This window comes from Paenibacillus sp. B1-35 (assembly GCF_050474385.1).
GTDB classification, from domain to species: Bacteria; Bacillota; Bacilli; order Paenibacillales; family Paenibacillaceae; genus Paenibacillus_B; species Paenibacillus_B alvei.
Genome location: NZ_JBCHVJ010000007.1, coordinates 63,852 through 77,343, shown reverse-complemented (window position 1 = coordinate 77,343; position 13,492 = coordinate 63,852). Strand labels below are relative to the sequence as shown.

Annotated in this window: 13 protein-coding genes; 11 read left to right on the top strand and 2 right to left on the bottom strand. The window is 48.1% G+C overall.

Annotated elements, in window-relative coordinates:
- Positions 1 to 49: 49 nt before the first annotated feature.
- Positions 50 to 919, bottom strand: coding sequence for an AraC family transcriptional regulator (locus ACQ5BJ_RS21500; protein ID WP_005547179.1), 870 nt, complete (start codon positions 917 to 919; stop codon positions 50 to 52).
- 213 nt (positions 920 to 1,132) lie between these two features.
- Between ACQ5BJ_RS21500 and ACQ5BJ_RS21495 the strand changes: the two genes are divergently transcribed.
- The 8 genes from ACQ5BJ_RS21495 to ACQ5BJ_RS21460 all read left to right on the top strand — a co-directional run bounded on the left by ACQ5BJ_RS21495 (position 1,133) and on the right by ACQ5BJ_RS21460 (position 9,905).
- A complete protein-coding gene (locus ACQ5BJ_RS21495) occupies positions 1,133 to 1,891 on the top strand; it encodes a sugar phosphate isomerase/epimerase family protein (protein WP_412071038.1) in 759 nt (252 codons plus the stop codon).
- Positions 1,892 to 1,984: 93 nt separating this feature from the next.
- Positions 1,985 to 3,067 carry a Gfo/Idh/MocA family protein gene (locus tag ACQ5BJ_RS21490; RefSeq protein ID WP_268594120.1) on the top strand — a complete coding sequence of 361 codons (1,083 nt, stop codon included), beginning with the start codon at positions 1,985 to 1,987 and terminating at the stop codon, positions 3,065 to 3,067.
- Positions 3,068 to 3,125: 58 nt separating this feature from the next.
- Positions 3,126 to 4,094 (top strand): sugar phosphate isomerase/epimerase family protein, encoded by a 969-nt coding sequence (locus tag ACQ5BJ_RS21485; protein WP_430112304.1) that lies wholly within the window; start codon positions 3,126 to 3,128, stop codon positions 4,092 to 4,094.
- Between the two features lie 154 nt (positions 4,095 to 4,248).
- The gene (locus tag ACQ5BJ_RS21480; protein ID WP_268621093.1) at positions 4,249 to 4,968 is read left to right on the top strand and encodes a ThuA domain-containing protein; all 720 of its coding nucleotides are present in this window, start codon (positions 4,249 to 4,251) and stop codon (positions 4,966 to 4,968) included.
- Positions 4,969 to 5,007: 39 nt separating this feature from the next.
- Positions 5,008 to 6,057 (top strand): Gfo/Idh/MocA family protein, encoded by a 1,050-nt coding sequence (locus ACQ5BJ_RS21475; RefSeq protein ID WP_430112302.1) that lies wholly within the window; start codon positions 5,008 to 5,010, stop codon positions 6,055 to 6,057.
- A 662-nt stretch (positions 6,058 to 6,719) separates the two neighbouring features.
- Positions 6,720 to 7,856, top strand: coding sequence for a glycosyl hydrolase family 8 (locus tag ACQ5BJ_RS21470; protein ID WP_430112300.1), 1,137 nt, complete (start codon positions 6,720 to 6,722; stop codon positions 7,854 to 7,856).
- A 236-nt stretch (positions 7,857 to 8,092) separates the two neighbouring features.
- Positions 8,093 to 8,830, top strand: coding sequence for a class I SAM-dependent methyltransferase (locus ACQ5BJ_RS21465; RefSeq protein WP_268599242.1), 738 nt, complete (start codon positions 8,093 to 8,095; stop codon positions 8,828 to 8,830).
- Between the two features lie 103 nt (positions 8,831 to 8,933).
- Positions 8,934 to 9,905 carry an MBL fold metallo-hydrolase gene (locus ACQ5BJ_RS21460; RefSeq protein ID WP_430112298.1) on the top strand — a complete coding sequence of 324 codons (972 nt, stop codon included), beginning with the start codon at positions 8,934 to 8,936 and terminating at the stop codon, positions 9,903 to 9,905.
- A gap of 4 nt (positions 9,906 to 9,909) precedes the next feature.
- On the opposite strand, the gene ACQ5BJ_RS21455 is transcribed toward ACQ5BJ_RS21460, so the two are convergent.
- On the bottom strand, positions 9,910 to 10,461 hold the full coding sequence (locus ACQ5BJ_RS21455; protein WP_005547188.1) for a phosphatidylglycerophosphatase A family protein: 552 nt from the start codon (positions 10,459 to 10,461) through the stop codon (positions 9,910 to 9,912).
- Positions 10,462 to 10,735: 274 nt separating this feature from the next.
- Between ACQ5BJ_RS21455 and ACQ5BJ_RS21450 the strand changes: the two genes are divergently transcribed.
- The 3 genes from ACQ5BJ_RS21450 (at position 10,736) to ACQ5BJ_RS21440 (ending at position 13,313) form a co-directional block, all read left to right on the top strand.
- Complete coding sequence (locus ACQ5BJ_RS21450; RefSeq protein ID WP_268599240.1) at positions 10,736 to 11,803, top strand: GerMN domain-containing protein; 1,068 nt, start codon at positions 10,736 to 10,738, stop codon at positions 11,801 to 11,803.
- Between the two features lie 81 nt (positions 11,804 to 11,884).
- Positions 11,885 to 12,670, top strand: coding sequence for a ribonuclease PH (gene rph, locus ACQ5BJ_RS21445; protein ID WP_005547193.1), 786 nt, complete (start codon positions 11,885 to 11,887; stop codon positions 12,668 to 12,670).
- Positions 12,654 to 13,313, top strand: coding sequence for an XTP/dITP diphosphatase (locus tag ACQ5BJ_RS21440; RefSeq protein ID WP_005547196.1), 660 nt, complete (start codon positions 12,654 to 12,656; stop codon positions 13,311 to 13,313). Before rph ends, ACQ5BJ_RS21440 begins: the two co-directional genes overlap by 17 nt.
- The last annotated feature ends 179 nt before the right edge of the window (positions 13,314 to 13,492 follow it).

Below are 13,492 nucleotides of genomic sequence, written 5' to 3'. Positions count from 1 at the left end.
CAAGGAAGTTATGCAAAATACCACAATTTCCTCACAACTCTTGCCCTAATCACTTGCCTGATTCGGCATGGTTGTCCAATTGACGCTGTTCTCGGAAATCGCTTGGGGCGATGCCGAGACGATTTTTGAAGGTACGATGGAAGTACGAATAGCTCTGGAATCCGCACATTTCAGCAATCTGCTCCAGCGGCATATATCCGTGCAGAATCCGCTCGCATGCCATCGTCAATCGGAGTTGAATGGCATAATCCATGACGGATTGATGGAACGTTTCTTTGAAAATATGAGAGGCTCTCGAGACGCTGAGCTGGACACGGTCTGCAACATTTTGCAGGGTGAACGGCTCGGTTACATTCATCTCAATATAATGCTTCATGTGATGGGCGACCTGCTCTGTTCGATTTCGATTCAAATAGGAGGGATGTGCCCGCTCATTCAGTGTTCGCTCCAGCATGCGGAAGTACGCGAAGCTTAGGTGTTTAACAATATCGTTCATGTTGTGGCTTCCGTATAAACGCTGCTCCTGCATAATCTCCCGCCAAATGGAAAGGAGGCGATCATCGATTCCGATGTCTGCCTTTCCGAGCGGTTTCATCTGATTCCACCATTCCTGTATCCAAGGCCCATTTAAGATAAAATAATAGTCCAGGCTATGAACCTTTTTATGGGGAACGCCAGTTTCAGGCTGGCGATAACCAATCTTCAAGTCATAGTGGCTGCCTGGAGCCAGCATTAGCATATCGCCAGGCTTGAATTCGACATATCTTTCATCAAGCCAAACATGGGCATTGCCCTCTAGCTGAATCCGAATGAGATAATGCTCCAGCTTCGGTATGCCGAGCGTGAATGGCTTGGTGTGTCTGGCATGTCCAGAGTACATAATTGTAAATTCTTCTTGTTTGACAGCAGGTTCAGTCATATTTTCCTCCGCGGTGCCTATAATTCAGAATCCTCGCTTCTTTTACAAAGAGTATAGCAAAGATAGCAAGATTGTTCATGTTAAAAGGATATCCTTCATTCACACCAAATTTGCAATGTGGCACAATGAAGTCAGCTCATTGAAAACCTTTTCAAAAACAACTTAATATCATTATCTTTCATAAAGATTCATACACAAAATGAGGTGGATCCATTGAAAATTGGAGTGCAGCTTTATACCTTGCGCGACGATATGGGCAGAGACTTTATCGGAACGCTGGAGCAAGTGGCAACTATGGGCTATGAGGGAGTGGAATTTGCAGGTTACGGTGGATTGACGCCAGAGCAATTGGCCAGCGAACTGAAGCGGTTGAACTTGAAGGCAGCAGGTTCGCACGTCAGCATCGAGCAATTGACAGATCATTTGGATGAGCAGATTGAAATGAATCTTGCTATTGGCAACCGTAACATCATTTGTCCAGGTATCCCGAAGCTGCATGAGGCCGATGAAGACATATTGAATGAGTCAGTAAGCAAGCTTGAGGCTGTCGCTGAACGGCTTGCAGTTCATGGGATGAAGCTGGGCTATCACAATCACGGGTATGAATTCGAAGCGAAAATCGGGGATGAAACCGTATTTGACTTGCTGTTTGGCAAGTTGCCCGGAGACAAGCTGTTCACTGAGCTGGACGTATGCTGGGTGAAGCATGGCGGATATAACCCGCTCGAGATCATCAATCAGTATTCAGGCCGTGTTCCTTTCATTCACTACAAGGATTTGAAGTATGATGACAATGGCAATCCAATGACGATGGAGCTTGGTCAAGGCGAACTCGACCTGGTAGCTGTAGCACAGGCTGCACGTGCAGCAGGAACGGAATGGCTGATTGTCGAGCAGGATGATTGTCAGCGCGCTCCGCTTGATAGCGTGCGCGGCAGCCGTGAATGGATTAAGGACAATCTTGGGCTGTAACACGAACTTCAAGAGGTGCGTGCCTCTACAAATAGAACGATAAATTCTTTATCTTATATCAATTTAATTCACTTTTCTGGGAGGAATGGATTCATGTCCAAGGTTTATAAAATTGCAATCATCGGATGCGGCGGCATTGCGAATGCCAAGCATATGCCAAGTCTGGCGAAGCTGAACAATGTGGAAATGGTAGCATTCTGCGACATCATTGAAGAGCGCGCGGCAGAAGCCAAAGAGAAATACGGCACGGCAGATGCGAAAATATATACGGATTATAAAGAAGTTTTGAAAGATAACAGCATCGACATCGCGCACGTATGTACGCCGAACGACTCTCATGCTGAAATTACGATCGCTTTCTTGGAGAGCGACAAGCATGTTCTGTGCGAGAAGCCAATGGCGAAGAAGGCAGAAGATGCACGCCGTATGGTTGAAGTGGCAAAGCGGACAGGGAAGAAGCTGACTGTCGGATATAACAACCGCTTCCGCAGCGACAGCCGCTACTTGAAGAGATTGTGTGAAGACGGCACATTTGGCGACATCTATTTTGCTAAAGCACATGCCATCCGCCGCCGTGCGGTTCCCACATGGGGCGTATTCCTGGATGAAGAGAAGCAAGGCGGAGGTCCGCTTATCGACATCGGTACCCACTCGCTCGACCTGACATTGTGGATGATGGACAACTATGAGCCGCATATTGTGCTCGGCAAAGCTTACCATAAGCTGAGCAGCCGCGAGAATGCAGCAAACGCTTGGGGGCCGTGGGATCCAGAAAAATTCACGGTAGAAGATTCCGCATTTGGTATGATCGTGATGAAAAACGGCGCGACCATTATTTTGGAATCAAGCTGGGCGCTGAACGTGACTTCCGGTATTGAAGCGAAGTGCACACTTTGCGGTACAGAAGGCGGAGCGGACATGAATGATGGTCTGTCTATTAATGGCGAAAAGTATGGCCAGTTGTATGAACAAAAATTCGAGCTGAATGCTGGCGGCGTTGATTTCTATGAGGGTGCTTCTGAGAACCCGCCAGATGTAGAGATGCGCATGTGGATCGACGCGATTGACAATGATAAGACACCAATTATTACGCCTGAGCAAGCTTGCGTGGTTTCGGAGATTCTTGAAGCGATTTACGAATCTTCCCGCACCGGCAAAGCAATTTACTTTGACTAATCGGTAAGAAGACAACGAAGGCGAGCTTACTGAGAACCGAAGGAGGCAAAGAACGGTTATGAAATTAGGTGTATTCTTAGTATTGTACGGACAATTGCCCTTGGAAGAGGCGCTTGATACGGTAGCGGCCAAAGGCGTAGAGGCAGTAGAGATCGGTACTGGCGGTTATCCGGGCAACAAGCACTGTAATCCGCATGAGCTGCTGGCTAGCGATGCGAAGCTCAAGGCTTTCAAGGAAGCAGTTGCTTCCCGTGGTTTGACGATTAGCGCATTGAGCTGTCATGGCAATCCACTGCATCCGCAGAAGGATATTGCAAAGCAATATCATGACGACTTCATCGCTACGCTGGATTTGGCTGCGAAGCTGGATGTGCCGGTGGTGAACGGCTTCTCCGGCTGCCCGGGCGACCATGAGGGCGCAAAATACCCGAACTGGCCGGTAGCGCCATGGCCTAATGACTATCAGGAAATTTTGGACTGGCAATGGAATGAGAAGGTCATTCCTTATTGGACAGAGGTTGGCAAGCTAGCAACTGAACGCGGCTTGAAAATCGGACTTGAGCTGCATGGCGGCTTCTCGGTTCACTCTCCAGGCACTATGCTCCGTCTGCGTGAGGCAGCAGGCGAAGCGATTGGAGCGAACCTTGACCCAAGCCATATGTGGTGGCAGGGCATCGATCCTGTTCAAGCGATCCGCATATTAGGGCAGTCAAATGCGATTCATCATTTCCATGCGAAGGATACGACAATTGATCCTGTGAACGTGCATAAGCACGGGATTACAGACATGCAGCCTTATACGATGATGTTGGATCGCGCTTGGCAGTTCCGCACGGTCGGTTATGGTCATGATATGAAGACATGGGCGGATATAATTAGTGCTCTCCGTCTTTTAGGCTATGACTATGTTGTCAGTATTGAGCATGAAGACGGCTTAATGTCGGTTGATGAAGGCTTCACGAAGGCAGTTGAGAATTTGAAGCCAATTCTGATGAAGGAACCGCTTGGCGAGATGTGGTGGGTATAATCGAGAAATAAGGTGTACATGCATCGCATCTTCCTCGTTCTCGTCCACAAGGGGATGTTAGGGAGATGCGTTTTGCTTTACGAACAATAGCAAATGTCTGTTCATGGATTTATATAATCGAATGGACGATTCGACTACAAAGGAGCATGCAGCGATGACAAAACAAAACGTAACGATCTGGAATGAGTACAGACATGAACAACACAACAAAACGGTGGCTGACATTTATCCGACAGGAATTCATACAGCTATCGGCGAAGGACTGGGTCAGGAGTTTCATGTGCGCTACGCAACGCTCGATATGCCTGAGCACGGTTTAACGGAGGAAGTATTGAATGATACCGACGTGTTAATTTGGTGGGGGCATAAGGCACACGACGAGGTGGACAATGCGATTGTTGAGCGCGTCTATCAACGCGTGCTCCACGGGATGGGACTGATTGTGCTCCATTCCGGACATTTTTCGAAGATTTTCAAGAAGCTTATGGGCACCGGCTGTGATTTGAAATGGCGCGAGGCGAATGATAAAGAACGGCTGTGGGTCGTATCTCCTGGGCATCCGATTGCAGAAGGCATTGGGGAATATATTGAGCTAGAAGCCGAAGAAATGTATGGAGAGCATTTCGATATTCCAGCGCCTGATGAACTGGTATTCGTCAGCTGGTTTACAGGCGGGGAAGTATTCCGCAGCGGATGCTGTTATAACCGCGGTATGGGAAAAGTGTTCTATTTCCGTCCAGGACACGAGACATATCCAACTTACTACAATGAGCAGATTCGTCGTGTAATCGCAAATGCAGTGAAATGGGCGAAGCCGTCGGAGCGTCCTTATCCGAAGTATGGGAATGCACAGCCGTTAGAGCCTTTGAATTAAGCATTTTGCAATTTAGGAAAGAAAGAGTGGGTATTTAACATGACATCAATAGATTCTACACAACCATTACGCGTCGGAGTCGTTTCGGCAGGGAACATATTCCGTGGGGCGCATATGCCCGCATTTCTCTCAAATCCATATGTCCAGATCGTCGCTGTGTGCGATCCGCACAAGCCATCTGCCTGCGAAGTTGCCGATCACATTGGTCAGGTTCGGATTTATGAGGATTGGCAGGAGATGCTTGAACGCGAGGAACTGGATATTATAGATATTTGCTCCCCGAATTACTTGCATGCGCCTGTTGCAATTGCTGCTTTAGAGAAAGGGCTGCATGTATTTTGCGAGAAGCCGGATGCGACAAACCCGGAAGATGCGCTTCGCATGCAGCAGGCTGCCGAGAAATCAGGCAAAGTGCTGATGGTAATGCGCAATAACCGCTTCCGTTCTCGTTCCCAATTTTTGAAGCAGTATATTGAGGAAGGCCAGATGGGTCAGTTGTATACGGGACGCTGCGGTTGGATTCGCAGATCAGGCATCCCAGGTGCAGGCGGTTGGTTCACGACCAAATCGAAATCTGGGGGAGGCCCGCTCATTGATTTGGGTGTGCACATGATCGATTTGGCTATTTGGTTGATGGGCAATCCGAAGCCTGTATCTGTATCAGGAGCAACATACCGCCATTTCATGGATAAGGCAGCGCCTGCTGCCAGTCGGGATACGTTCGATGTAGAAGACTTGGCGACTGGATTTATCCGGTTTGACAATGGAGCGACGCTTCAGCTTGAGGTAAGCTGGGCTTCTCATATTGAGAAGGAGCAATCGTTCCTTGAGCTGCGCGGGACAGAAGCGGGCTTTAGTCTGCATGACAATGAGCTTCAAATGTTCACTGTCGCAGCAGGCAAGCATATGAATATGAAGCCGGAAGGTTTCACAGACGGAGCGGGACATAAGGAAAATGTTGATCATTTTGTTGACGTCATCTTAGGCAAAGCGAAGCCTATATTTACTCCAGAACAAGGTGTAGATATGATTCGCATCCTGAATGCGATTTATGAATCGGCGGAGCTTGGCCGAGAAATTAGACTGTAATTTCATTCATTTTGCTAACGCAACCTGAATGGCAAGGGAGCCTCATGCTTCCTCGCCATTCAGGTTTTTTTGCGTACAGCGAGCACATCCTAGTGCGAGATGCCTGCAGCATTAAGCTTTATCATCGAAATGGAGAATGCATCATGGAACAATAGACTTCTGAGTTCCAAGCTGTATAGCAGGCTGGATCAGAAGAGGATATTCATTGGCTCGCGTGAAGGGTGGACACTGGAGGGAGAAGTATGGCATCCTGAAAAGGATTGAAGAATTGAAATGATGCAGCTCCTTAAAGTGCGAACCATTCTGTACGGATGAATACACACTGACCGCATTGAGCGGGGATCATTGCATGATGATTGCGGTGCGCCGCAGAATGGCTCGTGAACGCATATTCATAAGAAAGATCACTTATGAAGACAGCGGCAATGCGTCTCGAGGACTAGGTAATGGCTATTAATGCGCTAAACCGAACATGTTCGTATAATCTGATCAAGGAAAAGCAAGGTGAACGCAATGGCTGGCTTCATTGCAAGTTCAATTAGGTGCGGTTTGCTAAAGCGGCAGTGTCCGGCATTGTGCTTATAGGGACAACGGAGCTTATTTGAAGAGAAATACAGAGGAGACGGAAATAACGGAATTTCACTTGGAAGGAGCCATCTCCATTGAAAAAGAATAGAATTCGGTCGACTATTTGGAAGCTAGTAGGGGCCGTTCTACTCACTGTAGTCATTTGGGTGGGTGCACATATATGGATGTCAGATACGAATCAGGTTTCAGCAGTGCCGCTCCAGCTGACGGGACAGGAATCCCCGCTCATGCTGTTTGTCACGAAGCACATGATGAGCGGAGAAGGGGGCATCTTCACGAATTTACGTGATGATCTGCCCGAATCGGAGCATCAGGCGGCCAATCATCAGATGCTGTCTGAATCAACAGGCTTGATGCTGCTGCATGCGGTACAAATCAACAACCGCAATTTGTTTGATAATCAGTTTTCCTTTTTGCAGCGGCGTCTATTAGCCGACAAGGGCTATATCCGTTGGCGGTATTCCCCTCGGCACGATCCGACGGCGGTGAATGCAGCAGTCGATGATTTGCGCATTGCACGTGCATTGCTTGAAGCGGATCGGGAATGGGGAATTGAAGAGGCGAGACGGATCGCGAAGGGGATCAGCAAGGCATTGCTTGATGGCAATGTGAGCAAGGATTACATGTTCGATCACTATGATTGGAAATTCAAATCCCGCTCGGATCGTGTAACAATGTCTTATATGGATATCCATACGATGGGGATGCTTGCTGCGTTTGATAAGAAGTGGGAGACGGTTCGAATGAACAGTTTGAATCTGATGAAGGATTCCTCTTTGGGCAATGGGTTGTTTAGGGCCAATTGGAATCCTTCTACAGGCTTTTCCTCAACAGGGAAAATTAATATGATTGATTCCTTATATACCGCGCTTTATTTGGCGGAAGAGGGCGAGGATGTCAGTGCAACTATTCAATTTCTGAAACAGGAGTGGAGCAGAAACAAAGGGAAGATTCCGAGTGTGTATGCGGAGGATGGAAGTGTTCGAGAAGAATTCGAATCCCCATCGGTCTATGCGCTTGCGGTTAGACTCCTTCAGTACAAGGATGAGCATGAGCTTGCTGAGCAATTGAAGCACAGGATGTATGCATTTGCTGTACAGCACCCTTCATCCCCTAATTACGGTGGCTTTGTGGAAGAGAAGGACAACAGCGCTTATTCGTTTGATCAGCTCCAAGTACTGCTCACTGAAATCAATCCTGCCGGGAAGTAGAACGAAAGTGTGCAAGGAAAAGGGAAGTAATAGGGAATCGAACGAATAGGGAATAAGAATTTTTTTGCCTTTGCAATTAATAGGAAGGGGCTGCCTAGCGCTGATAATTACTTATCTGTCGGGCAGTCCTTTTCCATCATATGTGTAAACCCTGCAGCAGGGATGAGGCAAGAATCTTTGCATTTCGAACCCAACTCGATACAATGGAGTGAAGACTTAAATTGAGGTGAATGGTTATGAAAGAATGGTACGAGCGAAGCTTCGGTCGTGACTATTTGGTTGTATATAAGCATCGTGATTTTCAGGGTGCAGCTAAGGAAGTGCATCAGATGATGGAATGGCTGGAGCTTTCTCCTGCAGCGATGGTACTGGATTTATGCTGTGGGATGGGCAGACATTCTCTTGCGCTTGCGGAAGTAGGGTACAAGGTGACAGGAGTGGATTTATCTGAGGTTCTTTTGAAGGAAGCGATTAAGCAAGATGAGATGCATGCAGTAACCTTCTTATCCGGGGATATGCGGGAGCTCCCAGTTAGCGGGCCGTTTGATGCCGTCGTGAATTTATTTACTTCATTTGGGTATTTTCAAGTGGACAAAGACAATGGAAAGGTATTCCATGAAATTAATCGGGTGCTTCGCCCAGGCGGACGATTTATTATTGATTTCCTAAATCCAAGCTATGTATCACAGCATCTGGTTCCAGAATCGGAGCGTAGGGATGAAGAGGTAACCATTCAAGAGCGCCGGTTCATTGAGGATGGGTTCGTGAAGAAGGAGATTACACTAACAGACGAGTCTACAGGGGAACGGCGCCATTATGAAGAAATTGTTCGTTTGTATGAATTGGCGGATTTTCATTCGATGATTGAACAGGCTGGGCTGCATATGGATAGGGTATATGGCGGGTATGACGGGTCGTTATATGATGAGTTTACTTCCTCCCGAATGATTATGGTTGGATCCCGTCCGGAATGAGATATTGAGATGTTGGTATGCTAGCACTGTTGATGATAAGATAGGAAAATAATGGCATGCGTGGTTCGTGATTGACTCAATCTAGTCTGGGGGGAACGCTAAGATGAAGTTTCAGCAAGTGAATGAGCATATCTTTCTGGTTCGAATGCCGCTTCCTTTCTCGCTTCGGTGGGTGAATACATATTTACTGCAAGGCTCAACCGGATGGACAATCGTCGATCCAGGTCTTCGAACTGAGGAAACAGAGGCTGCATGGCTTGATCTGATGGAAGAGTTAAATATAGAGGCTGGAAACACGGCTTCCATCGTCCTTACACACTATCATCCAGATCACAGCGGTATGGCAGGCTGGCTTCAGCAGCGCTTAGCTGCACCAGTATGGTTATCAGAAATCGGGTGGAGACATGTGGAACGGATGTGGGCTGGAACTGCTGCAATGACGATGGATATGCAGGATCTGTTCCACAAGCAGGGAGCGCCTGCAGAGGTTGTAGAATCAATTGGCATACATATGAATAGCTTTATCCCCCAAGTTTCTCCTTTGCCGGAAGTGTCCTTCATCAGAGATGGAGAACCATTGCTGTTGGGAGATAATTACTGGCAGCCAATAGAGACGGGTGGCCATGCTCCGGGGCATATGAGCTTCTATCATGCTGATTCGCGCATTATGCTGTGCGGTGATCACGTTCTTCCGCAAATTACGCCCAATGTTAGCCTTATGCCGAATAGTGATCCCGAGCCGCTGTACTCCTTCCTTATTGGGTTGGAACGGCTCGCTGCTTTCGATGTTGAACTGGCGCTTCCGGGACACCGGCATCCGTTTCCTTATTATAAGAACCGGACAGATGAGCTGATCCGGCATCATGAAGCACGGCTACAGGAGATGCAGGCCGCGCTTCATCAGCCGATGACGGCTTACGAGTTGTGCTGTATCAGCTTCGGTACGCTGGATCGTTTAATGGTGCATCAGTTCCGTTTCGCCATGGGTGAGACTCTTGCTCATCTCGTAGAGCTTAGACGTCGTGGCCTTGCCAATACGGACTCTGAGCAAGTCATAAGGTGGCAATCATCTTAGTGAATTACAAGGACTGCATTTCTTGTTCACGCTCTGCCTGCTTGCGGTGGGCAATCCGACTGCTTGCCGCTGCAGCAATTGCGCCTACGATGTCATCGAGGAACGTATGGATTTGTCCACTGTCCTTATTGTTCAAGCGCTCCAATATACCTGGCTTCAACTTGTCAACATAGCCATAATTGGTGAACCCGATACTTCCGTATACGTTGACTATGGAGAAGGCGAGTATTTCATCCACGCCGTACAATCCTTCATCATTCTCAATCATCTCTTGCAGCGCAGGTGTAAGCTTGCCCTCTTCTGCCATAATATCAAGCTGGATTCCGGTCAGGACGGCGTTTTGAACTTCGCGTTTGCTCAGCACCTGTTCCACATTGTAGATGCAGTAGTCTATTGTCAATTCAGGGAAGTAATTCTGCTGCAGGAACATGACCAATTCTGCAATATCCTCTACACGAACTCCCCGTTTGCGCAGCCACTCGCGTGTTTCTGCTTCGACCTTCTCGCTGTCCAGGCTGTAGGCTTTGGCTGTTCTCGTGTCTTTTTGTTCTGACATGGAAGTCACCTCGATCTCTGATTCGTATTGCATGCTACCTACTCATTCTTCACCATAGCATGAGAAAGGTATATGACAATGATATACCCATTCCCTTCTCTCCTTACTCTTCCTTTTTGCTTTTTGAGGCTACAATGTATGAAACTACGTCATGTTTTGGACAGCCTTATCGTATATATAGGGGTATGACGAAGGGACGCCTATGCATGCACGATGTAGGTAGACAGGCTCCCGCAGATCACACGATAGATGCATAGAGGAGGTTGCTGCGCTTATGGTGCGGACAAAATATTTTCGACAAGGTGTACTGGCAGCAGTACTGATGCTGCCCTTTCTATTGACGGCTTGTGGTGGCACAAGCGGTGCAATCGATCCGCCGCCAGCAGATGTGGAAGCCAAAATGATGGCTGCAGCAGGAGGAGAGGGCGGTGCGGTTGATCGTGCTGTCAATCCAACTGATGCAGCGCAGCAGAAAGCAAATATGACGGTTTACGCTCAAGATCGCCATGGCTATTTGGCGCCCATTTCGTATCAATGGAGCTCTGAAGATCCTGCCGTTGTTGCCCAAGCATCACTGGAGATGCTTGTGAAGGATGGTGTGCATCAGGGAATGCTGCCTCCGGGATTTACCGCTACCCTTCCGAAGGGGACGAGTTTAAAGGTTACCCTCAAGCCAGAGCAGAAGACCGCATTGGTGGAGCTGTCCAAGGAATTTGCTTCATACGACAAAAACGATGAACGTAAGGTGATGGAGTCTATCGCCTGGACCCTTACATCGCTGCCAAATGTAGATCAGGTGCAGTTATGGATGGATTCCAAGAGACTGACCGAAATGCCGGTTGACCATACGCCGATGGACACCCCATTGTCACGCCAAATTGGAATTAATTTAGAGAAGGATCTATCGGTCAATTACCTGCACTCGATGCCGGTGACTTTATATTTCTCAAGCTACAGCGAAGAGGGAAGAGCTTACTTTATTCCTGTGACAAGATTGGTTGAGCCATCTTCTGATCCAGTGAGAACAACGCTCGAACAGATGATAGCGGGACCGTTGGACAAAAAATCGATGAACATGGTTGCAACCAAGGAAACGGAAATAAATGATATTGCGGTTGATGGCGATATGCTTACGATCGATTTGGCAGACACGATGTTCGAAAAAGGAGATCAAGTCCCTGCGGAGTTGGTTAAGGCTGTCGTTCTATCCCTTACAGAGCGCCAGGGCGTGAAGAAGGTGAAGTTGAAAATCAATGGCGATGTGGATATTCAAGGAACAGACAAGATAAACTATTCGGAGCCGGTTTCGCGGCCTGTTGTGAACATGGCTTGGAAAGGATAGATGCTTTTCGCCAAGCTCTTTGGTAGAATAGGGGATGTTACTTTTTACGGACGACAGTGGAAATGTAGGAGGCACTATTAAATGAGAAGCAACGGACGAAAGGCGGATGAACTCCGCCCAGTTACGATTCGAACTAACACGAACAAATACGCGGAAGGCTCCGTATTCATTGAAGTAGGCGACACGAAGGTGCTTTGCACGGCTACGGTTGACGAGAAAGTTCCTCCTTTTATGAAGGGGCAAGGCAAAGGCTGGATTACAGCGGAATATTCAATGCTCCCGCGTGCAACGCAGACACGCAACCAGCGTGAGGCGAATCGAGGCAAGCTAACCGGTCGTACGATGGAAATCCAGCGGTTGATCGGACGGGCATTGCGCTCGGTTGTTGATTTGCATGCATTAGGTGAAAGAACGATAACGCTTGATTGCGACGTTATTCAGGCTGATGGCGGTACGCGTACGACTTCCATTACCGGCTCCTTTATTGCGATGGCAATGGCGATTCATAAAGTAGCGAGCCAGCATTCATTAAATAAATATCCGATAACGGATTTTCTTGCATCGGTTAGTGTTGGAGTGATCCAAGGAAATACGCTGCTTGACTTGAATTATGAAGAGGATTCCACGGCGAAGGTTGATATGAATGTCGTGATGACAGGTCAGGGCAAGTTCGTCGAAGTACAGGGTACAGGGGAAGAGAGTCCATTTACGCGCGAAGAGCTTAACGGGCTTCTGGCCATTGCGGAGAAGGGAATCTTGGAGCTTGTTGAGATGCAGAAGGAGGCACTCGGCCCAATTGCGGACAAGATTGCTGCACGAGCAGCGTTAGAACGCGGAGAGGCGGCCGGACATGCATCTAGCAAGTGATACGATTATTGTTGCAACCAGCAACCAAGGCAAGCTAAAGGAATTTCAGCTTGCCTTCGCCTCGCTCGGCAAGCGTGTGCTCAGTATGGCCGACTATCCTCAATTGCCTGAAGTGGTAGAGGATGGGGATACCTTCAATGCGAATGCGCTCAAGAAGGCTAAGGAAGTGGCAGAAGCGATACAACTTCCTGTTCTTGCTGATGATTCGGGCCTTTGTGTAGAACGTTTAGCTGGTGCGCCTGGCGTATACTCCGCACGATATGCCGGTGGGCACGGGGATACGCAGGCGAATAATGCTAAGCTTCTTGAGGAGCTGAAGAAGCTGCCTGCTCGCCGCGTGGAGCACGATAAGCTGGGAGAAGCTTCGGAGCATGTGCTTAGTGCTGCGCAATTCGTTTGCTGCCTAGTACTGTATGATCCTGCAGAGCGGCAGTATGTCGATGTGACCGGTACATGTGATGGGTTCATCTTGGACGAGGCGCGCGGGGAACATGGCTTCGGCTATGATCCGCTATTTTACGTTCCTGCATTCGGCAAGACAATGGCGGAGCTGACTCCGGAGCAGAAGCAGAGCATTAGCCATCGTGGAAATGCAATTCGTATGCTACTTGATGTACTGCAGAAGGAGCACTCACAAGTGTAACCATGTCAATCGAGCGTATTTCGAAGCGTGATGACACAACAAAGATAAGAAAATTAAAAGCAAAAACCTTTCAGCGAAGGGCACCTGACTAGATGACCAGTTTAGGTGTCCTTTTTTTCTTATCAAAATACTCAGATTTTATACTTTCCAACAACGGAAAAATATGAGAGAATTATGGG